Annotated in this window: 19 protein-coding genes; 4 read left to right on the top strand and 15 right to left on the bottom strand. The window is 52.5% G+C overall.

Annotated elements, in window-relative coordinates; translation table 11 throughout:
• Window positions 1-12: 12 nt before the first annotated feature.
• Window positions 13-618 (bottom strand): DUF6134 family protein, encoded by a 606-nt coding sequence (locus ACAW75_RS04790; protein ID WP_370727538.1) that lies wholly within the window; start codon window positions 616-618, stop codon window positions 13-15.
• Between the two features lie 244 nt (window positions 619-862).
• Between ACAW75_RS04790 and ACAW75_RS04785 the strand changes: the two genes are divergently transcribed.
• Window positions 863-2347, top strand: coding sequence for an APC family permease (locus ACAW75_RS04785; RefSeq protein ID WP_370727537.1), 1485 nt, complete (start codon window positions 863-865; stop codon window positions 2345-2347).
• A 423-nt stretch (window positions 2348-2770) separates the two neighbouring features.
• A complete protein-coding gene (locus ACAW75_RS04780; protein ID WP_370727536.1) occupies window positions 2771-4111 on the top strand; it encodes a peptidoglycan DD-metalloendopeptidase family protein in 1341 nt (446 codons plus the stop codon).
• Window positions 4112-4113: 2 nt separating this feature from the next.
• On the opposite strand, the gene ACAW75_RS04775 is transcribed toward ACAW75_RS04780, so the two are convergent.
• The 4 genes from ACAW75_RS04775 to atpA form a co-directional block, all read right to left on the bottom strand.
• Entirely contained in the window at window positions 4114-4389 is a 276-nt protein-coding gene (locus ACAW75_RS04775) for a hypothetical protein (RefSeq protein WP_370727535.1), read from the bottom strand.
• A gap of 103 nt (window positions 4390-4492) precedes the next feature.
• On the bottom strand, window positions 4493-5074 hold the full coding sequence (locus ACAW75_RS04770; RefSeq protein WP_370727534.1) for a DUF4136 domain-containing protein: 582 nt from the start codon (window positions 5072-5074) through the stop codon (window positions 4493-4495).
• A gap of 479 nt (window positions 5075-5553) precedes the next feature.
• Window positions 5554-6438: an ATP synthase F1 subunit gamma gene (gene atpG / locus ACAW75_RS04765; protein WP_370727533.1), complete on the bottom strand. Its 885-nt coding sequence runs from the start codon at window positions 6436-6438 to the stop codon at window positions 5554-5556.
• 109 nt (window positions 6439-6547) lie between these two features.
• On the bottom strand, window positions 6548-8122 hold the full coding sequence (gene atpA, locus ACAW75_RS04760) for a F0F1 ATP synthase subunit alpha (RefSeq protein ID WP_370727532.1): 1575 nt from the start codon (window positions 8120-8122) through the stop codon (window positions 6548-6550).
• Between the two features lie 242 nt (window positions 8123-8364).
• On the opposite strand from atpA, the gene ACAW75_RS04755 reads away from it, so the two are divergent.
• Entirely contained in the window at window positions 8365-8913 is a 549-nt protein-coding gene (locus ACAW75_RS04755) for a hypothetical protein (RefSeq protein ID WP_370727531.1), read from the top strand.
• A 22-nt stretch (window positions 8914-8935) separates the two neighbouring features.
• Here the strand turns inward: ACAW75_RS04755 and ACAW75_RS04750 are convergent, their stop codons facing one another.
• The 8 genes from ACAW75_RS04750 to uxuA all read right to left on the bottom strand — a co-directional run bounded on the left by ACAW75_RS04750 (window position 8936) and on the right by uxuA (window position 18931).
• On the bottom strand, window positions 8936-9766 hold the full coding sequence (locus ACAW75_RS04750) for a ThuA domain-containing protein (protein WP_370727530.1): 831 nt from the start codon (window positions 9764-9766) through the stop codon (window positions 8936-8938).
• A 178-nt stretch (window positions 9767-9944) separates the two neighbouring features.
• Window positions 9945-10745, bottom strand: coding sequence for an alpha/beta fold hydrolase (locus tag ACAW75_RS04745; RefSeq protein ID WP_370727529.1), 801 nt, complete (start codon window positions 10743-10745; stop codon window positions 9945-9947).
• Between the two features lie 25 nt (window positions 10746-10770).
• Window positions 10771-11886: a Gfo/Idh/MocA family protein gene (locus tag ACAW75_RS04740; RefSeq protein WP_370727528.1), complete on the bottom strand. Its 1116-nt coding sequence runs from the start codon at window positions 11884-11886 to the stop codon at window positions 10771-10773.
• A gap of 23 nt (window positions 11887-11909) precedes the next feature.
• Window positions 11910-13280 (bottom strand): putative oxidoreductase C-terminal domain-containing protein, encoded by a 1371-nt coding sequence (locus tag ACAW75_RS04735; protein ID WP_370727527.1) that lies wholly within the window; start codon window positions 13278-13280, stop codon window positions 11910-11912.
• A 94-nt stretch (window positions 13281-13374) separates the two neighbouring features.
• Window positions 13375-14781 (bottom strand): Gfo/Idh/MocA family oxidoreductase, encoded by a 1407-nt coding sequence (locus ACAW75_RS04730; RefSeq protein WP_370727526.1) that lies wholly within the window; start codon window positions 14779-14781, stop codon window positions 13375-13377.
• Window positions 14778-16139 carry an MFS transporter gene (locus tag ACAW75_RS04725; protein ID WP_370727525.1) on the bottom strand — a complete coding sequence of 454 codons (1362 nt, stop codon included), beginning with the start codon at window positions 16137-16139 and terminating at the stop codon, window positions 14778-14780. The genes ACAW75_RS04730 and ACAW75_RS04725 overlap by 4 nt, the downstream gene beginning before the upstream one ends.
• A gap of 116 nt (window positions 16140-16255) precedes the next feature.
• Window positions 16256-17722 carry a glucuronate isomerase gene (gene uxaC / locus ACAW75_RS04720; protein WP_370727524.1) on the bottom strand — a complete coding sequence of 489 codons (1467 nt, stop codon included), beginning with the start codon at window positions 17720-17722 and terminating at the stop codon, window positions 16256-16258.
• Window positions 17723-17743: 21 nt separating this feature from the next.
• Complete coding sequence (gene uxuA, locus ACAW75_RS04715; RefSeq protein WP_370727523.1) at window positions 17744-18931, bottom strand: mannonate dehydratase; 1188 nt, start codon at window positions 18929-18931, stop codon at window positions 17744-17746.
• Window positions 18932-19289: 358 nt separating this feature from the next.
• On the opposite strand from uxuA, the gene ACAW75_RS04710 reads away from it, so the two are divergent.
• On the top strand, window positions 19290-20291 hold the full coding sequence (locus tag ACAW75_RS04710; RefSeq protein ID WP_370727522.1) for a LacI family DNA-binding transcriptional regulator: 1002 nt from the start codon (window positions 19290-19292) through the stop codon (window positions 20289-20291).
• 12 nt (window positions 20292-20303) lie between these two features.
• On the opposite strand, the gene ACAW75_RS04705 is transcribed toward ACAW75_RS04710, so the two are convergent.
• A complete protein-coding gene (locus tag ACAW75_RS04705; protein WP_370727521.1) occupies window positions 20304-21302 on the bottom strand; it encodes a LacI family DNA-binding transcriptional regulator in 999 nt (332 codons plus the stop codon).
• Between the two features lie 93 nt (window positions 21303-21395).
• Window positions 21396-23096: a RagB/SusD family nutrient uptake outer membrane protein gene (locus ACAW75_RS04700; protein WP_370727520.1), complete on the bottom strand. Its 1701-nt coding sequence runs from the start codon at window positions 23094-23096 to the stop codon at window positions 21396-21398.
• Between the last annotated feature and the right edge of the window lie 12 nt (window positions 23097-23108).

The raw sequence follows: 23108 nt of genomic DNA, 5'->3' as shown, positions 1-23108 counted from the left end.
CCCTGTCCCGGCTTAATCCAGCAGCCGAATATTAAAATTCTTCAGTGTATTCTTTTTAATGACCCGGACCAACCGGCCTTTCTCGTAAATGTATTCATCTTCACGGTCGGCCAACTTCGCCTGATAGCTGGGACGGGGAGTAGGTATTATTGTAAAATAATCACCAAAATACTCAGCGTATATGCGCTGACGTCCAGCAGGTTCGCTAAAGTACATCATAGAAATGGTAAAATCAATCTTTCGATTTTCTAAGGCTTTATGCTCATACTTGTACTGGTTTGCCATGATCTCGTAGTGAGTCCCCACCCATTCTGTGCGTGAACTATAGTTGCCCTTGTTTGTGTGCGCTTCCACCGTGGCCAACATCAACTGACCGTTCTTTAGCCGACTGACCACTTTATAATAGATGATTAATTTATAGATCAGAAAATTGACCTGGACGTCGCTGATTTGTGTGTACACTATTTCATTAGCCGTCAGTTGCTGACGGGTAGCCGTCATGGTGCCAATGCGGGCCCCCGCAATCTCAATCGCATAATGATGGGTTTCCTGGAGATTTTGTGCCTGAAGCATCACCGCATTGAGCAGGCAGAAGAGCAGAGATAGGGCATAACGCATAGTTTAAAAAGTGATAAGCTGACGAATTTGTTTCTGCACCGGTTTGCAGGGTGCTTGCAGGCCGAATGGATGCTTGAAGGCAGCTTTGATCAGTAGGAGACGCAAGCCGCCGGGTACGTTCAGCAGGGTAGGGCTATGGCTGTAGAAAAAGATAGTAAGGCCATTCTGTTTTGATATCTATATTGTTTGGTCGTTCTTGCTTCAGAGAAAACGATTCTACCCTGTATCATCAGTAAGGTTCTTTATGACTTCATCAACTACGTCTGACTCCTCAACGTCTTCTGATCATTTTAATCGCTCGCTCGGCCTGCTCGATTCCACACTGATTGTGTCGGGTTCCATGATAGGCTCGGGGATCTTTATTGTGTCGGCTTCGATGGCCCGCAACCTGGGCTCGCCTGGCTGGCTAATGCTGCTCTGGGTGCTGACGGGCGTCTTAACGGTGGCGGCAGCGCTTAGCTACGGTGAATTGGCGGGTATGATGCCACGAGCTGGTGGCCAGTACGTGTATATCCAGCGTGCCTACAACCCACTGCTGGGCTTTGTCTACGGCTGGACAGTCTTTACGGTTATTCAGACGGGAACGATCGCTGCCGTAGCTGTGGCTTTCACAAAGTTTTCGGCCGTGTTTTTTCCCGTGCTCAATCCTGAAAACACCCTGTTTTCGCTCGGGCCGATCACCTTCTCGATCGGTAAGCTCTATGCCATTGGCAGTATTGTCCTGTTGACCTGGCTGAATAGTCAGGGTGTACAGAGTGGTAAACTGATTCAGAACGTGTTTACTTCGGCCAAACTGATCGCCTTGTTTGGCCTCATCGTACTGGGTATTGGTTTCGGCGTAGCGAATGGGTCACTGACCGCTAACTTTCAGCAGGTGTGGACGGCCACAAAAACGGTCGTTGATCCTGTAACAAACGCGGTAAGTATCACCCCGCTGGTAGGCACGGCGCTGCTCCTCGCTTTCGGCGTTTCCATGATCGGGTCGCTGTTCTCCGCTGACGCCTGGAACAATGTGACGTTTATTGCGGGTGAGATCAAGAATCCACGCCGGAATATTCCGTTGAGCCTATTCTTCGGTACGTTGCTGGTCACGACCATCTACGCGCTGGCCAATATCGCTTATCTGGCCGTGTTGCCACTTAAAGGCATGCCCGATGCCACAACCGTAGTTGGGCGGGGAATGCAGTTCGCTGAGTTTGACCGGATAGGCACAGCGGCGGCATCCATGGTATTCGGTGATGTGGCCGTTGGTATCATGGCCGTGCTGATCATGGTGTCAACCTTTGGCTGTAACAATGGCCTGATTCTAGCGGGAGCCCGTTTGTACTATGCAATGGCTGGTGATGGGTTGTTCCTGAAAGCGGCAAGCAAACTCAATAAAAATTCGGTGCCCGGAGCGGCCCTTTGGCTACAGTGCATCTGGGCGTCATTACTTTGCCTGTCTGGTAAATATGGCGACCTGCTCGATTACTGTACGTTCGCGTCGCTGGTGTTTTATATAGTGACTATTGGCGGGCTGTTTCGGCTACGCACCAAAGAGCCCAACACAGAGCGCCCCTATCGGGCTTTTGGGTATCCGTTTGTACCAGCCCTGTATATCATCGCCGGTATCGGTATCTGCCTGATTCTTCTCATCGACCCGCAGACACGGTTCAATACCGGTATGGGGCTTGTTATCGCCGGGCTTGGCGTACCTGTCTACTACTGGACAAAGAAATCGCAAGCCTAGACCGGGCTGTTCCAGATCAGCGCTCGGTGGACTAACTAACTACGTTATGGACAGTGGCAGCTCTCTTCGTGGGAACTGCCATTTTTTATACCTGGTCTGACAAAGTGCAGGCAAAAGGAAGTAAGGCTGAACAAAAGCTGGGAGAACAAAGCCGCCCGGCTTTAAAGCACCAAACAGGCCTCCGATTTTTAAGCCATAACCAATTTGTGAAAGGCATAGGTACGTTCCTGATTAGCAATCAAGAAAAGTAAGCGGCTTACCAGTATTGAATAAGCTTGATGAACAGTCAGCCAACTATTGACAGGGTGGGCGGTCAATAGAATCTGAGCGCCTCAAAATAGTGGCGTAGCCGGGTCGTTTACTTAATGATGGCTCATGGTGGCCAGCCACTTTACCTGTCAGCCATAAGTGAGCACATACGTTATGAAACTGATTTTTGTTGTCGCCTGCTTAACCGTTTGGGCGTCTGCCTGTACTGGAAGTGGACCTGGAAGTACGCTGCTTAGGGCAACCACGCCACATGAACAATATGAACGATCGCTTAAAACGGCCCAACTCGACCAGACAGCCCTGGGAATAGACTGGAGCCTTGCGGCACAACAGGCACTACGTGATTCATTGAGAATCACGGTGCCTTACCGGGAGAGCGGCTATTTCTCGGCCGCTAAGCCCAGTGCAATTGGGTATCGACTCAATGGCAGTCGGGGTGATAAATTTACGATTCGTGTCGACGTGCAGGGACGACAGGCAGGACGGGTCTTTATTGATGTGTTCGCCATGAATGATTCGTCGCCTGACCTGGTCGCCTTTGCTAAAGCGAATGCCGATAGTAACGTAGTTGCCGAACTGGTATGGGAGCCGCGACGTACCCAGCGCTATCTGATTCGGATTCAGCCAGAACTGCTCCGCTCGGGCCGTTATACGCTGTCTATAACGCGTGATCCAGCGCTCAGTTTTCCGGTGAAAGGACGAACGAGTAAACAGATAAGCAGCTATTTCGGTGTACCGCGCGACGGCGGCCAGCGGCGGCATGAGGGTATCGATATCTTCGCTCCCAAAGGAACGCCTGCACTGGCAGCGGTTGATGGAGTCATTTCTCGTGTTGGCGTTAACGAGTTGGGTGGGAATATCGTCTTTCTAACCGATAATGAACGCCAACAGCGTCTCTACTATGCCCATCTCGACCGGTTCAACGTGAGCGACGGACAACGGGTTAGTATTGGCGACACGGTCGGCTTTGTAGGCAATACGGGCAATGCCCGAACCACCGGGCCTCATCTTCACTTTGGCATTTACTCATTCCATGAAGGCGCTGTTGACCCACTGCCTTATGTTCGGCTCGGGCCAGGGCCAGCCAGACAGGAATTGCCTGCCGTCACGTTGCTTGGGGATTCTGTCCGTATCATGACGCTCCGGGGATTGTTGCGGACTGCACCAACTGCCGATGCGCCCATTGTTCGGGAATTAATCCGACAGCAGCCAGTAGTAGTGCAGGGGGGAACTGCCAGGTGGCTACGCGTTTCGCTGCCCAGCGGGCAAACAGGCTATATCGCACAGGGAAGCTTTGAGTCTATTGATAAACCAATTAGAAGCGAAGTGCTGAACGCACCTACGTCGCTGCTCGACGAAGCACACCCGAAGGCCGCAGTTAGTGCCATACTCCCGAGCGGATCAACGGTGCGGATAGTGGCCCAGCAACCTAACTTCTTGCTGGTTCGTGCAGAATCGGGGCAAACGGGCTGGTTGCTTCGCCCCAATAAATAGAGTCAATGACTCCAGCCATCGTCTGCTGGAACGGCTTTGGGAACGGTTTCTTGGGGAAGATTCAAACGATTGCTGTCGGGGCAACACGCGCGAAGCTGCCGACGGAGTGTTTCAACGTCCTGATCGCGCCCGCTTAAATGCAGTCGCAGGTCATTTAACTCATCGGTACGTCGTTCGATACGTTTGTTGTCAACCCAAAGTAGGGCCGCCCCACAAAGCATAAACAGCCCAAAGCCAAGCAATAGCGCGTAAATAGTCCGTTTTGATGAAGTTGACATTACCGAAACCACCGGTAGTACCCGATCACTTTGCATATAAAAACCAGTGCCCCCGATTCTTAAGACGAGAATCGGGGGCACTGGTTACTCTAAAATTCGTTATTTATCGAGCGGCGCCATAATCCTGCCCGGCACTTTGCGGGAAGTTCTTCATGATGCTGGCAACCGTTTCCCGGAAAGCAAGATCCCGGTTACGTTCGTTCTTTTTCGTATTTAGCTGACCAGTAGCCCAGCCCTGCCAGACAATATTGTTTGTACGGCTATCATACACATTGATCACAACCCGGTTTTCTTCATACTGACGTGAATAAACCTGGTTGCCGTAGCCGCCACCCCAGCCCCAGCCGCCCCAGCCATACGGGCTGCCCATACCGGTAGATTGAACTTGCTGACGATCTTTCGAATCAGTAAAAAACCGAACGACCAAATCTGCTCCTATGTCTTCGGTAGGTTTATAACCCAACCCTTGCAACGATTGGTCAAGCGCTTCAGAAATCCGGCGCTGATTCAGATTGCTACCCACAATAGGGTCTGCATTGCGCTGCCGGTCAGCCTCGATGCGATAGGTGCTGAACTGGCGAACATTCACTTTGGGGTCGTAGTCGTATTTAACGGCAATCGACGGTGCACAGGAAGCGAGCAAACCCGCTACGAATAAACCCGCTACTAAGCCTTTGATATGCATGGTTATGTGTTGTTAGAGAATCAGTCGTCTGCCCGACGCAGGGTAAGGTCCCACTGGTAATAGCTTCATCGTAGACTACCAATAAACGGTACGCCAGCGGCTGCTATTGTGTGGCAATAGAATAACTGAAAATTGCCGTGTATAGTTCGTATTTCGATAGACAGATGAGTAGTATTTAGTGTGTGTAATACACTGAATATCAAATACTTATGTTTTAATATGAGGCCTGTTTCGATGGAGTGTTGTCCGCGTTTCTAATCAAACTATAATGCAAACGTAATTGTCGACACTGATGGCCAATGCCGGTATATGATTCCGTAGCTGGCAAATCGGTTGTAAGCCATTCATGCCTTTTTTATCGAGGATGTACCTCATGCGGTAACGTACCTGGAAGCCACTGGATACGCAACGGTTCTGACAACAAAAATCCCACGACGAGGTCGCCGTGGGATTTAATTCACATTGGTGTCGTATACCTGCTACTCGCTGGCAAGCGCTTCTGCGCCACCTACGATTTCGAGGATTTCTTTGGTAATCGCCGCCTGACGGGTTCGGTTATAGACTAGTTTCAGGTCTTTCAACAACTCACCGGCGTTTTCGGTCGCCTTATCCATGGCCGTCATTCGGGCACCATGCTCCGACGCGTTCGATTCCAGTACAGCTTTGTACAGTTGAATCTTCAGCGTTTTTGGGATCAGCTCCGTAATGATTTCGTCCTCACTTGGCTCAAACGTGTAGTTGACGTTCGTGGTCACACCAGCAGGAGCCGGGGTCGACACGATCGGCAGCATCTGTTCGGCGCGGATGATCTGAGTGGCTACGTTTTTGAATTCGTTGTAGATGATCTCAACCACATCAAATTCACCATTCACAAACTGCTCCATCGCTTCTTCTGCCGCCTCTCGGACAGTAGAGAAGCTCAATGAACCAAACGCATGTACATGATTGGTGTTGACCTTAAAGCCACGGCGCTGCATGGCTTCAGCTCCTTTTTTGCCAATAGCCATTACCTGTACCGTACCGCGACGAGCCTGCTCTGCGTATTGGTCGTTGATGCGGATCATGGCTACCTTTACCACGTTGGTATTGAACGCGCCACAAAGGCCACGGTCTGACGTAACAAGGATCAGCAGGACATTCTGTACGGGCCGGACTTGCTTGTAAGGACTATCGGCGGCGGTTTCGGCACCGGCTGAAACAGTACCGAGCATTTCGCTCAATTTCTGGGCGTAGGGACGCATCTGGGTGATCGCATCCTGTGCCCGCCGCAACTTGGCCGCCGCCACCATTTTCATGGCTTTGGTGATTTGCTGCGTGGAGTTTACCGATACAATCCGATTACGTACTTCCTTTAAACTGGCCATAAAAAAAGGGTTCAGTTTACCGTTTTCTGTTTACTGTTTTCAGTTGCTCCACCAAGGTTGATGTAAGCAGAGCAACTGAAAACAGTAAACAGAAAACGGTAAACTCTTTTTAATATTTCGCTGTCAAATCGGCAACTACTTTGCGAACTGCGGCGGTGGCCGTATCGCTTAAGTTACCTTTCCGAAGGTCACTCAATGCATCGGCATACTGCGCCTGGAGCAGCATGTTGAACTCCGATTCAAATTCTTTCACCTTGTCAACCGGCACTTTATCCAGTAACCCGTTGGTCGATGCGTAGATGATGGCAACCTGCTGTTCAACCGGTACGGGTGAGTATTGAGGCTGTTTCAGCATCTCCTGGTTCCGACGACCGCGGTCGATCGTCAGTTTCGTAGAGGCGTCGAGGTCAGAGCCGAATTTCGCAAAGGCTTCCAGCTCGCGGAACTGAGCCTGGTCGAGTTTCAACGTACCTGCTACCTTCTTCATCGACTTGATCTGGGCGTTACCTCCTACGCGTGATACCGAAATACCTACGTTGATCGCAGGACGGATACCGGCGTTGAACAGGTTCGACTCCAGGAAGATCTGACCGTCGGTGATCGAGATCACGTTCGTTGGGATATACGCCGATACGTCACCTGCCTGCGTTTCAATAATTGGCAGGGCCGTGAGTGAACCACCACCTTTCACCTTCCCTTTCAGGCTGGGTGGCAGATCGTTCATTTCGCGGGCGATATCGTCGTTCTGGTTGATCTTGGCGGCCCGCTCGAGCAGGCGGCTGTGGAGGTAGAATACGTCACCTGGGTAAGCTTCACGTCCTGGTGGGCGACGTAGCAGCAGGGATACCTCCCGGTACGATACGGCTTGCTTCGACAGGTCATCATAAACGACCAGGGCCGGGCGACCCGTATCCCGGAAATACTCCCCAATGGCGGCACCCGTAAACGGCGCAAAGAACTGCATCGGTGATGGATCTGAGGCCGCAGCGGCTACGATTACCGTATACTCCATGGCACCGGCTTTGCGCAGCGTAGCTTCGATCTGTTTGATCGTCGACGCTTTCTGTCCGCAGGCAACATAGATACAGTAAACAGGCTCCCCTTTTTCGAAGAACTCGCGCTGGTTGATGATCGTATCGATGGCCACGGCAGTTTTACCTGTCTGCCGGTCACCGATAATCAATTCACGCTGGCCACGACCAATGGGGATCATGGCGTCGATGGCCTTGATCCCTGTCTGGAGAGGCTCTGTTACCGGCTGACGGTAGATGACACCGGGTGCTTTACGCTCCAGGGGCATCTCAAAGGTCTCGCCCTGAATGGGTCCGTTACCGTCGATGGGCTGGCCAAGGGTGTTAACAACGCGGCCCAGGATGCCTTCACCTACGTTTACATAGGCAATTTGGCTGGTGCGCTTAACAGTATCGCCCTCTTTTACTTCTGAGTAATCGCCGAGCAATACCGCGCCGACGTTATCTTCTTCGAGGTTAAGAGCGAGTGCCTGCAAGCCATTGTTGAAGGCGAGCAATTCACCGGCCTGTACTTTAGACAAACCGTAGATACGCGCCACACCGTCGCCGATTTGTAGCACCGTACCCACTTCTTCGAGTTCAGCTTCGGTCTGCGCTCCAGCAAGCTGGGCGCGAAGGATGGCTGATACCTCATCGGGTCTTACGGACACCATATAGTCTGAGAAATCGTTAGTTAGAGATTAATTTTCGGGCGCAAAGGTACGGTTAAAATTCGATAAAACACGGATTAGAGCTCAACAAAGCGACGATTTCTTATACTATTCTAAGAATCTCTGACTGATTCAGGCCCTACCAACTGCTGTACGCTAACTGGGGTGAATAGCCTTTCTGAACAATTGGCGAAAACAGTAAATGCAGTACAATATTTCGTATCGTTGCAACTTCTCAGCTCCAGATGGCCATTCCATTTTTTCTTCCGCGTTTGTTGGCAAGCTTCTCGATGCTAGTCGCACTTGCTTCAACAAACGCCACGCTGGCTCAGCAGCCAACTGTTGAGGTGTACCGAGTGCGCATTACTACCGTGTCGGGCTACCATATTCGTGGCATTCTGGAAGCGGTAGATAGTCTGGATGTCTACGTAGGTAATGATTATATTCCACTAAGTATGATCCGCAGGATTGTAATTCAAAGGGAGAGTAAGAAAAGTGCCCTGATCATTGGCGCTCTTATCGGGGCTATCGCTTCGACCTATCTGGCTAATCAGGGCCTGAAAAAGAATCCGGCACGCAGCACGGGTGTACAGATCGTTAATCTCGGATTTTCGGCCGTTGGTGGGGCTACCGTGGGATTGCTAACTGGCTCCGCAATCGGGAATATAAACGCCCGGGTTATACGGCCAACAGGCCTGTCGGGTTCAACGATCAGTTTATATCGAGAGTTGAGGCCGTTTTCTGTACAATTTCAGCGAGATATGATTAACCACCTGACCGATCAAAAACGGTAAGCCCGCGGTCAACAGGCTGATGTCAACGAATCGCCTCGCTGGCAGCCTGGGCATACGCTTTAGAAAAATCAATCGTTTTTACCTGGCCAACAACGTACCTGAGCCCCTGAAAGAGGTGGTTGACGAAGGTCGGTTCGGTGTAATCCTTTTTGTCGTGGCCAAGGGCCGTGCACCAGGTATGTCCGCCGTCGAACTCGTAATACCAGGCGGCAGGATATAACTCATTGAATGCACCAGCAGACGTTTTAATCTTTTCGGCTTCTTCCGTGCTGAGCGAGGTAAGATCATGTGCCAGTACTACGGTCGGGCCGGGCGACAATTCTTTCATGAAATAGCATTCATCTGATTTGGACCAGACCGTAGGTACGTTCATCATCGATGCGTGTTGCGCGGCTAGTACGCGTAGCCTGTAAGGCTGGAAGCGGGGATGCCAGAGAAAGGTGCCGCCCATCATGCGTTTAAACCAACTCCAGCTACGCTCGGTACCCAACACCGAATGAATGCCAACAAAGCCGCCACCTGCCTCGACGTACCGCCTCAGTGCCAGTCGCTGGGTATCGGTGTCAAAGACGTCGTTGTTGGTGCTGGCGAAGACCAATGCCGTATACTGGCCAAGGTTCGCCTCGCTAAACGCATCGGGTTTCGACGTGGTATCTACCCTGAATCCGTGTTCTTTCCCCAATTGCTGGATGCATGCCACTGCAAACGGAATGTTATCGTGGACGTAGCCCTTGCCATTCTTCGTGTACACCAGCACCTTCACCCGCTTCCAGTTAACACGATCTGACTGGGCGTTGACTGCCGAACAGATTGTTAGGCATAGGAGCAGTAAGAGCAGGTTAGCTTTGTACATGGTGGCGAAGAAGGCTTCGGTTTGGTAATGGAATTAGTCGGTAGAAATGATTTTGTTCTGGGCCTGTCCGGGATCGCGGCGGCGAACCGGCCTAGTCGGGGACGCCTAATCGAAGGGCCCAGAACGCGAAGCAATTTTAGCTAAGCCTTACTCAGTTTCAAATAGGTGAAAACCGCCGCTACTTAAACCGAAAGAATTCACTAACCTTGGTGTTGAATTCGTCGGCCCGGTCGATCAGGGTGGCGTGGCCGCAGTGGGGCACGATCCAAAGCCAGGAGTTGGGTACGTTTTGAGCGATGGCCACAGTATGGGCTGTCACGATCAGGTCACGGTCACCGGCCATAATCAGGGATGGTGACTTGATAGCTTGCAATGCCTGAAGCGGAATGTTGGGCTGGAGTACGTCGAGCACAAATACTTTCCAGTCGTTTTTCTCTTTCGGGCTGGTGCGCAGCTTGGCTTTCTTCTCGACGTATTCTTTCTGCATCTGATTCCAGAGCGAAGGCACCAGCGCCGTCGAATCGGGCCAGAGATTGGCACCGGTTGCTACCAGCTTCTTTACTTTTTCGGGGTGCCGCATGGCCAGCAACAGCGCGTTGATGCCCCCATCGCTCCACCCGATCACGTACGCCGAATTGACCTTGAGCGCCGTCAGGAGGGCGGCAAAATCATCGGCCATCATCTCAAAAGAGAGCGAATCTCCGGGGTCTACCGATTTCCCATGGGCGCGGCTATCCACCGCAATCACCCGGTAGTTCCGGGCGAAATAGGGGATGTTCTTGCTAAATGAACTGATGCTGCCACCATTGCCGTGAATCAGCAACAGCGGTTCTCCCTTGCCGTATGTTTCGTAATACAGCCGAACGCCATTGACTAACTGGTACTTGCCGGCGGCGGCGTTGTTTCCATACGGGGTGGCCTGCCCGCAAACAGACAGGCTACACACCAGCAACAGGAAGAACATGCAGCTCGTCTTCATAGAGCAATATCAACGGGTCCAGCTATTAAGCGATGGTGAGCTTCTGGGCGTGCTTTTGAGCTTTCAGCGCCAGTTCGGTTGCCAGGAAACAGTGCGCCTGGGTCATGGCTGTTTCGGTACGGTTCAACATATCATCGACCAGTTGCGTGCCGTAGGGTAGCTCCTGCTTGCTGCAATCAACGTAACGTGTTTCTTTTTTGTCGACCAGAAACAGGTGACTGCCGCCTGTTCGGCCGGCTATATCTACGTTTTTACGGATCTCGATGTAGCCTTCCGTTCCCAGGATCGTCAACCGACCATCGCCCCAGGTGTTGAGCCCGTCGGGCGTAAACCAGTCGACCCGGATGTAGCCCGCGCCTTTATCACCACGTAGTGTTAAATCACCGAAGTCTTCAAAATTTGGATATTGGGGATAATGAACATTGCCCGTCTGCGACGATAGCACCTCGCCTTTGGTAGACCCTGTGAAGAACAAAAACTGATCGACCTGGTGCGAGGCAATATCGCAGATGATGCCACCAAACCGCTTTTTGTCGAAAAACCACTCTGGTCGTGAGGTCAGGCTAATGCGGTGAGGCCCCATCCCGATGGTCTGGATAACCTGCCCGATGGCGCCGGCTTTCACCAGCTCACCCGCCTTCACGGTGGCCCTGTTTTCGAACCGTTCGCTGAACATGATCGAGTAGATGCGCTTCGTTTCCTGCTGCACTTTTCGTACCTGCGCCAGTTGCTCCAGGGTCGTAATACCCGGTTTGTCGCTCATGAAATCTTTACCGGCTTTCATAACGCGGATGCCCAGCCCGGCCCGTTCGTCGGGAATACCGGAGGTCAGAATCAACTGGGTACTCTTGTCATTCAGCACTTCATCTTCCGAACGGGCCTGTTTGGCTTGTGGATACCGTTTGGCAAAAGCAGCCGCCAGATCAGGTTCTTTGGCATAGAACGAAACCAGTTCGCCACCGCCACGCATCGTTGCTTCGACCTGACTGTAAATGTGGCCGTGGTTGATGCCAACCACAGAAAACTTAATTCGGGGAGCAAAAGTGGGGCTGGCCTGGAGATTGGGTGCCAGTGCCGACAGGGCCGCAATACCGGTCGTCTGTTTCAGGAACGTACGCCGGTTAGATGATAGAGAAGTCATGAGAAAGTTTAGGAAGAACAGACCTAACGTACCTGGCTTTTCTTGGCCAGCGCTAACGCCTGTGTGGTTGTGTAGTATTTGGTCAGCATGTTAGGCACTTCCCAGGCGGGGAGTTTGCCCGCTTTCAGGTACGTCAGGTAATTCTGCATCACCCGTCCGAAGTGGGCTTCGTGCCCTTCGTTGTAGTGCTCAGGTACGTTAACGATCCAGCCAGTAGCCGTTTGCCTGATATCGACGCCCGGAAATTCGCGCTGTATAGCAGGGAGGACTTCCTTCAAGGATGTCTCTAATTTGTTGCCTGCCACCGGCTCAATGTACAGGGTTGGCTTATACTGCTGTTCGGCGCCTTGACGGATGATCAGGTTGGCCTTTGTTCCGCGCATGATCGAGTAGTGCGTATCACCACCACCAGCCGGAGCGGCATAGGCCCAGATGACCGACACTTTGGCATGAATGCCTTTCAACTGGTAGTTGATTTCGCCGTTGCTATACACCGTCAATACACTATCCTGCACCACGTCTTTCTTCAAATAATCGGGGAAAGCGGGCAGTTTGGTAATGGCTTTAAACTGACTCAACCGCATATCGGTTGTCCAGCGGCGGGCCGATGTCAGCCGTACATCTTTCTTATAATCAAGGGTTTGCTCGGGAAAGCATTCCCACTGTACCAGGTCAACCAGGTGGGTCGTGACGTCAACGATTCCTTCGCCTTGCTGGGCTACGTCCATAAACCAGGCTGGCCGGGTGAGTATACTGCCCGATACATTCTTGTAGAAGTGATGCACACTCTCCTTCGTGACGGCCGGGTTTTCAGGCGTTCCCTTTTCGAGCGTTCCGAACAGAGCTGCCTGGCGCGAGAAAGCCCGTTGCAGCATGGTCGTGATCTCATACCGTTCCGTCATGATGTCATAGAGCAACACATTCTTTTTGGCGGCGGTCGCAAACGATTCCTGCAACTTGCCAAACTCTGAACCGTTGATGACCATCGGTTTGTCGGCCAGTACGTTAAAGCCCGCGCCAACTGCCTGGTGAATGTAGTCGGTTTTCAGCCGGTTGTTGCCCGCCATAACAACGACGTTACCCGCCCGTTCAGCCATCATTTTCGCCATGAAGTCTGGGCCACGATAGACTTCTTCCTGCCAGCTTGTTGGCTTGTCGCTCCGGGTATTGTAGGTACGTATCCGGTCGAGGTGCATCTGTACATCGGGACCGTCCGGGGCATACACATGCACCTTGGGGTCAACCCCGTCGTACATTGATTTCTGCACCAATGCCGCATGGAAGTGGCCGGGATCCAGCGTAATCAGCCGGATGGGGCCGATGGCGTTTGGCCCGCGAAAAGCAACTAGCAAAGCAACACCGATGGTAAGGGCAATAGGAATCGCAATTTTCATAGTTCTGTAGCACCGGAACTCCAGCTCCGGTAGAGTATTAATATCGTTCTGATTACCGAAACTGGAGCCGCGCGGCGGACCGTTTCGGTGCTACCTACGCTTTCTTCGCCGTCTTCTTCGAATTCGACGCGACAATGGCGTACTCTTTCCGTTGCGGACGCGACAGCAGCTTGGTTGCTTCCGGGTCATTGATGAACTGTTCTTTATCCGGATTCCAGTACAACTTCCGGTTCAGTTTCATAGCGGCATGATGCAGCAGACAGGCCGAGCAGGAACGGTGACCAATTTCGACCGGAGCAATAGGTTCTTTGCGGCTTACGATGCTTTCCAGCCAGTTTCCGTGGTGCTCTTTACTGACGGGCAGGTTTATTTCATTCGGGCCAATCACCGATGTGATGATCTTCGGATCGCTGGCGTCGAGGGCTTTAGCCGCATTTTGCTTGGCAATCGGGTCGCTGGTCGTCACCGACGCGTCGCCCCGTGAGACGAAGATCCAGCCTTTGGTGCCTTCGAACCTGATACCGTTCGGAATCTCATTGCTGACTACCATCTTCACCCCGTTTTTATAGAGCGCTTCGGTCTGAAAAATGCCGTGTACATTCCAAAGGCCACTTTTGGGGAAATCAGCTCTTCCCCAGATCTCCACGGGACCGGTATGTTCTGTATCCATGGCCCAGTGGGCGCAGTCGATGTGGTGCGCACCCCAGCCGGTGATCATACCCGCGCCAAACTGCTCGCAGCGTAACCAGCCCGGCCGGTCGTAACCCATTTGTGGGTGCACCCGTTTTTCGGTGTAATACACTTCCGGCGTTGTGCCGAGCCACATGTCGTAATTCAGGTTTTTCGGAACCGGCATGGGTGGTTCTTCGTCGCCACCGGGGTCGCCGGGTAGGCCGACGTACACCGTTTTCAGGTCGCCAATCCGGCCATTACGAACCAGCTCAGCGGCGTATCGGAACTGCTTCGAGGACCGTTGCTGACTACCTACCTGCACAATCCGGCCCGATCGTTTTACCGCATCGGCCATCATGCGCCCTTCCGAAATAGTAAGCGAGGCCGGTTTCTGCATATACACGTCTTTGCCTGCTTCTACCGCGTGAATAACGATCGGTGCGTGCCAATGGTCGGGTGTGCTGACAATCACCGCATCGATGTCTTTGTTGGTCAGCAACTCCCGGTAATCGGTGTAGACCTTGACGCCGTCGTAGTCTTTACCTGTTTTCTTCGAGTAATAGTCGTTGACCAATTTTTTGGCATCGTTGGCGCGGTTACTATCCAGGTCACAAACGGCCATAATATTCGCGTTGTCGTATTGCCAAACGCCGGGCATGTCGTGTCCTCTCGAAATGCGGCCCGTTCCAATCGCGCCAATATTGATCCGGTTGCTGGGGGCGTTTTTGCCAAAGACAGAGGATGGCACAATGGTTGGAAAACCCACGGCGATGGCCGCTGCTCTGGCAGAGACGTCTAGAAACGTCCTGCGATTTAAGGCGTCTTTCATACAGTATCAGCCGTTTGGCCAGAAAGGTTGATTGTTTTGAATTTAGGAACCAGCAGGTGCATAATACTCCAGGCCGTCAGGTAGGCGAACCCGCAAATGATGAACATGATGTAATAGCCTGTTTCAATGTGCCCCAGCGCTTTGTAATGATCGAAAAGTCGGCCGGCCAGGCGAGCGATCAGGATGCCGCCAACGGCACCAGCCATGCCCCCGATACCTGTCACCGATGCCACGGCGCGGCGTGGGAACATATCGGATACGGTGGTAAAGATATTGGCGCTCCAGGCCTGGTGAGCCGAGGCCGCGAAGCCGATGATGAATACTGCCAGCCAGATATTCATGCTGCCAAGCCATTGGGCAAATACAACCGGCAAGGCACAGAGCGCGTAGATGAACATGGCTGTTTTCCGGGCCCGGAAAATGGACATTCCCTTCCTGGTCAGGTTTAGGGGAAGCCAGCCACCAAACACGCTGCCCACGCTGGCAATGGTATACACCGAAGCCACTGGTATGGCTAAATCAGTGCCCTGAAGGCCGTATTGTGCTTTCAGAAAAGCGGGCAACCAGAACAGATAAAACCACCAAATTGGGTCTGTGAGCAGTTTGCCGCAAAAGAACGCCCAGGTTTGCCGGTAGGTAAGCAGCTTGAACCAGGATACGGGTGCGGCACCTTCGGCGTTGACTTCTTCGGTGCGTTCGTCAACGTCGCTATTGATATGCGCTAACTCGGACGCTGATACTTTATGGTGATCAGCGGGTTTTTTATAGATGGTTAACCACAGCACCAGCCAGATAAAACCCGTTAGTCCGGTCAGAATAAAGGCCCATTCCCAGCCGTAGTTGGCGGTAATGAATGGCACCGTGAGCGGAGCAATAATGGCCCCGATGTTGGTGCCCGAGTTAAAAATGCCCGTTGCCAGTGCCCGTTCCCGCTTAGGAAACCATTCGGCCACGGTCTTGATGGCGGCCGGGAAGTTGCCCGCTTCACTCAGGCCAAGCCCGGCGCGGGCAAAGCCAAAACCGAGGGTCGTTTTAGCAAAGGCGGTAGCAACACCCACCACGCTCCATGCCGTGATCGACAGGGCATAGCCTATTCGCGTACCCACTTTATCAATAATACTGCCAATGCCCAGCATACCGAGTGCATAGGCCGCCTGAAAAACAACCACCAGATTCGAATAGTCGGTTTCGGTCCAGTTGAAGTCTTTCTCGAGAGTAGGTTTCAGCAGACTAATGACCACCCGGTCGAGGTAATTGATGGTGGTAGCAAAGAAGAGCAGGGCAGCAATCACCCAGCGGTAATTGGTCTGGCTCTGGCTGGTTTCCAGTGCAGGAACGGTGGGAGCGGTATGAAGCATAGGAGTTAACAGGTCATTCGTAGGAAGTGTACTACGCTGTCAGGAATAAATGAGTAGTCAAATGGTACTGGCGCTGACTGATCTGGACGACCACACGAGGCAGCGCAGCCTATTGCCTATTGAATAGTCCAGCCGAAGTAATCTACTGTATTGTAGTACGATATATTGGCTGCCAGCTGACCCAGCCAGGGCAGGTCGTTCGGCAATAGTCCCCGTTGAATGTCCTGGCCAATCACGTTGCAGAGAATCCGGCGGAAATAATCGTGGCGGGAGAAAGAGAGAAAACTGCGTGAATCGGTCACCATACCGATAAAGCGACTCATCAATCCCATGTTCGATAACGTATTGATCTGTTTCTCCATGCCGTCTTTCTGATCCAGGAACCACCAGCCCGACCCCCACTGAATTTTTCCCGGCGTGGATTCGCCAGGTACGTTGCCAGACTGCGCGTCCTGGGACTGGAAATTGCCGATCATAGTGGCAAACGTTTCGTTGTCGGCGGGGTTCAGGTTGTACAACACCGTCTTGGCCAACTGCCCATCCTGATCCAGCGCGTCCAGGAAACGGGCCAACCGTTGCGTCTGGCTCCAGTCGCCCATCGAGTCGCCCCCAACGTTTACCCCCAACCGGTTGTACAGCCGGGTACTGACATTGCGTAAGGCGCCGAGGTGAAACTGCTGAACCCAGCCGCGTTTGGCATACTGACGGCACAGTTCAAGCAGAACGTACCCCTGCAACAGCTCGATCGTCTGCGCGTCGGGGACTGTTTCGCCGGCGAGTAATTGCTTACAGGCTGTTTCCAGGGCAACTGTGCGAGCTGATACAGGTGGCAGTCGCTCCAGACCGTGATCGGAGGCCCGGCAACCCAGTTCATGAAAGGCGTCGATCCGGCTGATCAAGGCTTCGAGCAGTGAATCCAGGTCCGTTACTGCTACGCCTGAAATGGCTACCAGTTTAGCCACCTGTTGCCGCCAGGCGTCGGTAGTCGCAGGGAGCAGCGTGTCGGGCCGGAAAGTCGGGTACATTTTCAGCGCCTTACCTTCGGCCGCGTACTGGCTGTGATACCGCAAATCGTCGGTCGGATCGTCTGTTGTACACACGACCTGCACATTATAAGCGTTCATCAGAGCACGGGCCGTGAGCGTGCTTTGTAGTTGCTCGTTGCACGCATCGTAGATAGGACGAGCGTTTTGCTCCGAAAGGAGTTCATCGATACCGAACGGATATTTTAGCTCCATCTGCGTCCAGTGCTGAAGCGGATTCCGCATGGTATAGGGCACCGTCTTCGACCAGGCCAGAAATTTCTCCCAGTCATCGCGATTCCCGGTGATCAGTTCTTCGGGAACGCCGTTAGCCCGCATGGCCCGCCATTTATAGTGGTCGCCTTTAAGCCATATTTCGGTCATGTTGGCGTACCGTTTATCGTCGGCTATCTCATGGGGTGACAAATGGTTATGGTAATCTACGATGGGTAGATCGCGAACGAAATCGAAATACAGCGCCCGGGCTGGTTCGCTTTCGAGAACAAAGTTTTCCGAAATGAACGGTTCGGTGGTTGTATTGAGCTGAGAGCCAGTGAACATAGTGTCAGTGTCGTTTTCGGTTTATGATTGCCAGCCTTCGGCGCGGCTGATGCCCAGTTCCAGCCCGCGTAGCTCAGCTAGCCCGCGCAAGCGGCCAATGCAGGAATAGCCGGGGTTAGTGGTCTTGTACAGGTCGTCGAGCATCTGATGGCCGTGGTCGGGCCGGAAGGGGATAGGCTCGGCAACGCGTTGCTGAATGGCCAGCACTTCGCGCATAACGGCATACATATCTACGTCGCCGTCGAGGTGATCAGCTTCGTAGAAATTGCCATGCTCATCTTTCCGAACATTACGCAGGTGAACGAAATGAATTTTCTCACCAATCCGACGAGCTAATGCGGGCAGATCATTGGCCGGATTGGCCCCCAGCGAGCCGGTACAGAAACAAACGCCGTTGCTTTCGTTGGGCACTTTTGTCAGCAGATAGTCAAAATCCGCAGCTTGTGAAACGATGCGGGGTAAGCCCAGAATTGGGAAGGGCGGGTCGTCGGGATGGATAGCTAGCTTGATGCCCAGCTCATCGGCCAGTGGCGCAACCTCGTTCAGGAAATCGGTTAGGTTGGCGCGCAGGGCATCCGCATCAATGTCCGTATAAGTGGCCAGTCTGGCCCGCATCCCGTCGAGAGTTTGTTTGGCTTCACCTGGTATGCCAAACATAATGATATCGGCCAGTTGTTCGCACTCCTCTGCACTGTACCGGGCAAATCGCCGTTCGGCTTCGGCCACGACGGTCGGCGAGTAATCATCCGCTGCGTTTGGCCGTTTCAGCAGATGAATATCAAAAGCAGCCAGGTCGAACCAATTGTAATAAAGCGCCTTCGACCCGTCGGCCATAGGATAATTCAGGTTCGTACGCGTCCAGTCATTGACCGGCATAAAATTGTAGGTAACTATCTTTAGCCCGCACTGGGCCAGATTGTGCAGGCTCTGTTTATAGTCTTCGATATGCTGGCGGTAGGCACCAGACCGGGTTTTTATACTTTCTGAAACGGTAAGGCTTTCAACAACGGCCCAATGCAGTGGCCAGGCCCCAGCCGGAGCCGAACTAATTTCTGCCTGGCGAGCCTGAATGGCATTGACCGGCCAAACATGGCCGTGGGGAATTTGGTGTAGGGCAGAAACAATACCGCTAGCTCCCGTCTGGCGAATATCGGCGAGTGTCACCGGGTCACCAGGCCCAAACCAGCGCCATGATTGAAGTAGATTCATTCAGATAAAAGTTGACAGTAAAGAAATGGCAATGCTTTTCTACAATGGATCAGGAGGGCTATATCCTACTCACCTGTCTATGATTCGATGCCATTTTCATTTTTCATTCCAGTCTATTCGTGGTTCATTACTACTCATTGCGTCAAGCTGCGTCTGATGCTACTGCTGTCAATGTGAGCTGGTCACGCATCGAACGGAGAAGATCGTACGTACCTGGATTACCGGTCAAGCGGGGAAAAGGGTTGTCATTATGGATTCGTTGCCAGTCGGCTGATTTGTGGACCTTTAGCTGATTGACTACATTCATTGTTTTATACTTTATCAATATGCCTTAGCGCTTTCCGATTCAACCGCAATTATGAGACGAGGTGTTACGCTCAAAGACCTGGCGAAAGAACTTGGCCTGTCCGTTTCGGGTGTGTCCAAAGCACTTCGCAACGATCCGGGTATCGGTTCGGCCACGGTGGCTCGCGTTCGGCAATTGGCCGAAGAGCGAAACTACATTCCTAATCTGGCAGCTATTCACCTGAAGCAGAAGCGCAATTTCAAAATTGGTGTTATCATTCCAGATTTGTTTGATCAGTTTTACGGGCTGACCCTGCGTGGTATTGAAGACACCGCTGCCCGTCACCACTATTCAGTTGTATTCACCCAAACCCATGAGCAACCCGACCGCGAACGAGCACTCATCGAGACCATGATTCGCAATCGGATCGACGGGCTGCTCATTTCAATTACCACAAAAACAGACCGTACTGACTTTGTTGATCAACTGGAAGCCATTGGTATTCCGGTTGTCTTTTTTGTGCGTGCTCCCCGCGACCGGCCCAGTTACAACGTTACCGCCGATTCGTTTGAAGGAAGTCGGCAGGCTATAACGTACCTGATCCAGAAAGGTCACCGTCGCATTGCTCACTTAAGGGGCCCTGCTACACTTTCGCTTAGTCAGGTACGTTACGATGGCTATCTGCAGGCCTTAACTGATCACCAGGTACCGTTCGATGCTGATCTGGTCAAACAGCCAGATACCACCCCCGATTTGGTGGAAGGTGCCATGCGGGCGCTAATGCAACTCGATGACCCACCCACGGCTATTTCCACCTTTAAAAGCTACCAGACGCTGGATGCTATCTCGTTTATGCAACGCGACTATCCAGCCAGATCCAGCTCAATCGATTTTATTGGCTTTGGTAATTTGCCCTTGTTCAAACACATCGACTACCGCCCGCTGGCTGCTGTGGATGCTGATCCGTTTGACCTGGGTGCCGAAGCGTTTGGCTTACTTCATCAGCGTATGGTCAATGGCTCGGCACCGATCAGCCAGCAGATTAAGATTCCGTGTCAAATGACCATTTATTGAGCGCTGCTGTTATCAATGGATGACCAGTTCGCCGGGTACCTCAATGTGCGTTGACCCGGCCGGTTTGTCGCTCATCAGTTGCAGTAACAGACGCACCGCTTCCTGACCCATCAACCCCGGATTCTCTTCAATGGATGCCGCTGGTTTATGGGCCAGATGCTTGAGCAATGGTAAATTACCAAAGCCAACAAACTCTACCTGACGTAGCCGCTCTGGATACACCCGCTTCAGGTAAGCAATGGCATCGAGTACCGTATAGGTTTTGAAAGCCAGAATTCCGGTTGGGTAATCGGTGCGTTCCATAACCGTTGCCATGATGGCTTCCGTATCCGTTGCCGTTAAACCAGCTGGCTGGTACACTGTTCCATCGGCTGACCGGTGCCGTTCCTGCAAGGCTTGTTCAAAGCCGGCCCGTCGCTGTTGACTGGCGTTGATGTTGGGTGGACCATTCAGACAGGCCAGTCGCTGATGTCCCCGATCGAGCAGAAAATCGGTTGCCTTCCTGGCCGATTCCATGTTCAATACCGTTACCTGAGCGCAGGCTGGATCATTAGGGCTTCGGGCAATGTAGACAACCGGAATGCCTGCGGCTTCCAATCGGCGGTAGGGGGTAAGATTCGTTGTATTGGGTGTAATGGTGGCGATCAGGCCGTCAACACCGTCGAGGCGCATCAGCTCCAAAATGGCGTTGGCGCGGTCTTCATCGTCGAGGGTCTGGCTAACCAATACGCTATATTGTTTATCGCCCGCAACTTCATCTACCCCATTGATAGCCTGAACAAAAAACTGATCGAGCACATTGGGTACAATCAGTCCGATGGTCAGGCTTCGTCGCCGTTGAAAATTGCGGGCTACCTGATTGGGAATGTAGTGGCGGGTCCGGGCAAGGTGCTCAACCCGTTCGCGGGTATAGTGCCCAATGGTCGGGTCATTGTTCAGCGCCTTGGACACCGTTGATACCGACACGCCTAATTCCAGCGACAATTCTTTCAGTGTGACGATCTTCTTCATAACTGAATTGGTCTGATACCAGTGGAGGTGGTCAGTCTGTGTCACATTCGACACTGTCTGACCACCTCCGGCAAGCCTGCGAAAGGGTACTGCCTAGAATCCGGGGTTTTGCGCAAAACCGGAAGATCCATCAGCGGCCTTCTCGGTCCGGTCGATCTGGGTTTGTGGAATCGGACGCAGGTTGTGAATATCCTTCACGTTGGCAGCTCCATCCGGGTTATATAATTTAACCCGCTCAACCAGCGTGCCCCAACGCTTCAAATCCATCCAGCGCGTTTGTTCGCCAGCCATTTCGCGGGCGCGTTCCTGCATAATCATTTCCATATCCAGTTGCGCGGCGGTGATTTCCATCGCCGATTCTTTGCCTGCATTGGCGGCCCGGCGACGAACTGCGTTGATAGCAGCTACCGCTTCAGCTGTTTTGCCCTGCTTAAACTGAGCTTCGGCCAGAATCAGGTACGTCTCTGCCAACCGGAACGCCAGGTAATCGCGGCTACCCTGTTCGTAGGTCAGATCGGGACGAAGTGGATCAAGGAATTTTTGCAGCGTGGGAAACAAGGCTGCTGAGTAGGCACTAGGCACAAGCACCTGGTATGGCTTGGCAGCCCGCTGAGCCAGCGTCCACTCAACACCTGGAATGTAAATGGCCGTATCGCCTGCTTTCAGGGTTATTTTAGACTTACTTACATCAAACGAAGTATTCAGGTTTGTGCCGGGGTTATTACTCAACCACGTGTCCTTGAATGTCTTTTTGTAGCGTGAGTCATTCACCCGGTCTTTAAAAACAGTCTCGAGCAGGTAGGTTGTTGGGCGCAGCCGCTTGAAGGGACGGTCATTGGCGATGTCGCGTTTCATGCCAGGTTGTACGTCATACTGCATACCAAAATACAAGTGGAGCTTGTTACCATCACCGTTGTTGGTATTGGCCGAATTGATGTTGGTCAACGGGTCTGAGGTATACTGAACCGCAAAGATCACCTCATCATTGATCTCACCAGCACCCTGCGCAAACACACTGGCAAAATCGGGCAACAGTTTAAAGCCGTAGTTGGCAATGACGCTCTGGGCGTACGTGGCTGCCTTAGCGTAATCATCAGTCGCTTTAGCCGACGATGTTGCCTTGGTTAAATAGACACGAGCCAGCAAATGCTCGGCAGCGCCTTTCGTAGCCCGGCCATAATCAGACGATCTGATCTTCGACTCCAGGTCCGGTATGGCGGCTTCCAGATCAGCGATGATGGTTTTGTATATATCCGCCTCCGAGGCACGCTTGGTCACTTTTGTTGGTCCCAGCGTTTCTGTTAGCCGAAGATCAACACCACCCCATTGCTGAACCAGAATGAAATAATAATGCGCCCGGAGAAACTTCATTTCCGCAACACGCAGTTTTTTTACGGCATCTGTCACGGTGGCAGCAGGAGCCCGGCCGATAACGGCATTACAGGTATTGATGCCCTTGTACAACTCTTCCCAGACCTGCTGAAGAATGTCAACGAAGCTATTCATCTGGGTATCATAAAAGTGAAACCCTTTGTAGCTTCCGTCGGCCCCCGTCGTGTAGATGTCCGTACCGTACTCGGTCATGGTCAGGCCGCGCTCCGATCCGTAGAAGTTCCGTAACGACGAATAGGCTGCTTTGCTGGCATCTTCAAACCCTTTGGGAGTATTGATATAATCGTTGCCAATGGCTGAGACTACTTTTTCATCCAGAATATCCTTACAGGCCTGACCGCTAAGCATGAGGGTGGCAAGAGCAAGGACACGGATTGATTTATGTGCAAATTTTGATTTCATGTTTTTTAAGTC

This window comes from Fibrella arboris (assembly GCF_041321095.1).
Taxonomy (GTDB): domain Bacteria; phylum Bacteroidota; class Bacteroidia; order Cytophagales; family Spirosomataceae; genus Fibrella; species Fibrella arboris.
This window is presented reverse-complemented; position numbering and strand designations above follow the sequence as displayed.

What these genes read in the sequence shown, in the direction of transcription:
- ACAW75_RS04790 (WP_370727538.1), bottom strand. Translation starts at nt 618, where the DNA reads ATGCGTTATGCCCTATCTCTGCTCTTCTGCCTGCTCAATGCGGTGATG.
- ACAW75_RS04785 (WP_370727537.1), top strand. Translation starts at nt 863, where the DNA reads ATGACTTCATCAACTACGTCTGACTCCTCAACGTCTTCTGATCATTTT.
- ACAW75_RS04780 (WP_370727536.1), top strand. Translation starts at nt 2,771, where the DNA reads ATGAAACTGATTTTTGTTGTCGCCTGCTTAACCGTTTGGGCGTCTGCC.
- ACAW75_RS04775 (WP_370727535.1), bottom strand. Translation starts at nt 4,389, where the DNA reads ATGTCAACTTCATCAAAACGGACTATTTACGCGCTATTGCTTGGCTTT.
- ACAW75_RS04770 (WP_370727534.1), bottom strand. Translation starts at nt 5,074, where the DNA reads ATGCATATCAAAGGCTTAGTAGCGGGTTTATTCGTAGCGGGTTTGCTC.
- atpG (WP_370727533.1), bottom strand. Translation starts at nt 6,438, where the DNA reads ATGGCCAGTTTAAAGGAAGTACGTAATCGGATTGTATCGGTAAACTCC.
- atpA (WP_370727532.1), bottom strand. Translation starts at nt 8,122, where the DNA reads ATGGTGTCCGTAAGACCCGATGAGGTATCAGCCATCCTTCGCGCCCAG.
- ACAW75_RS04755 (WP_370727531.1), top strand. Translation starts at nt 8,365, where the DNA reads ATGGCCATTCCATTTTTTCTTCCGCGTTTGTTGGCAAGCTTCTCGATG.
- ACAW75_RS04750 (WP_370727530.1), bottom strand. Translation starts at nt 9,766, where the DNA reads ATGTACAAAGCTAACCTGCTCTTACTGCTCCTATGCCTAACAATCTGT.
- ACAW75_RS04745 (WP_370727529.1), bottom strand. Translation starts at nt 10,745, where the DNA reads ATGAAGACGAGCTGCATGTTCTTCCTGTTGCTGGTGTGTAGCCTGTCT.
- ACAW75_RS04740 (WP_370727528.1), bottom strand. Translation starts at nt 11,886, where the DNA reads ATGACTTCTCTATCATCTAACCGGCGTACGTTCCTGAAACAGACGACC.
- ACAW75_RS04735 (WP_370727527.1), bottom strand. Translation starts at nt 13,280, where the DNA reads ATGAAAATTGCGATTCCTATTGCCCTTACCATCGGTGTTGCTTTGCTA.
- ACAW75_RS04730 (WP_370727526.1), bottom strand. Translation starts at nt 14,781, where the DNA reads ATGAAAGACGCCTTAAATCGCAGGACGTTTCTAGACGTCTCTGCCAGA.
- ACAW75_RS04725 (WP_370727525.1), bottom strand. Translation starts at nt 16,139, where the DNA reads ATGCTTCATACCGCTCCCACCGTTCCTGCACTGGAAACCAGCCAGAGC.
- uxaC (WP_370727524.1), bottom strand. Translation starts at nt 17,722, where the DNA reads ATGTTCACTGGCTCTCAGCTCAATACAACCACCGAACCGTTCATTTCG.
- uxuA (WP_370727523.1), bottom strand. Translation starts at nt 18,931, where the DNA reads ATGAATCTACTTCAATCATGGCGCTGGTTTGGGCCTGGTGACCCGGTG.
- ACAW75_RS04710 (WP_370727522.1), top strand. Translation starts at nt 19,290, where the DNA reads ATGAGACGAGGTGTTACGCTCAAAGACCTGGCGAAAGAACTTGGCCTG.
- ACAW75_RS04705 (WP_370727521.1), bottom strand. Translation starts at nt 21,302, where the DNA reads ATGAAGAAGATCGTCACACTGAAAGAATTGTCGCTGGAATTAGGCGTG.
- ACAW75_RS04700 (WP_370727520.1), bottom strand. Translation starts at nt 23,096, where the DNA reads ATGAAATCAAAATTTGCACATAAATCAATCCGTGTCCTTGCTCTTGCC.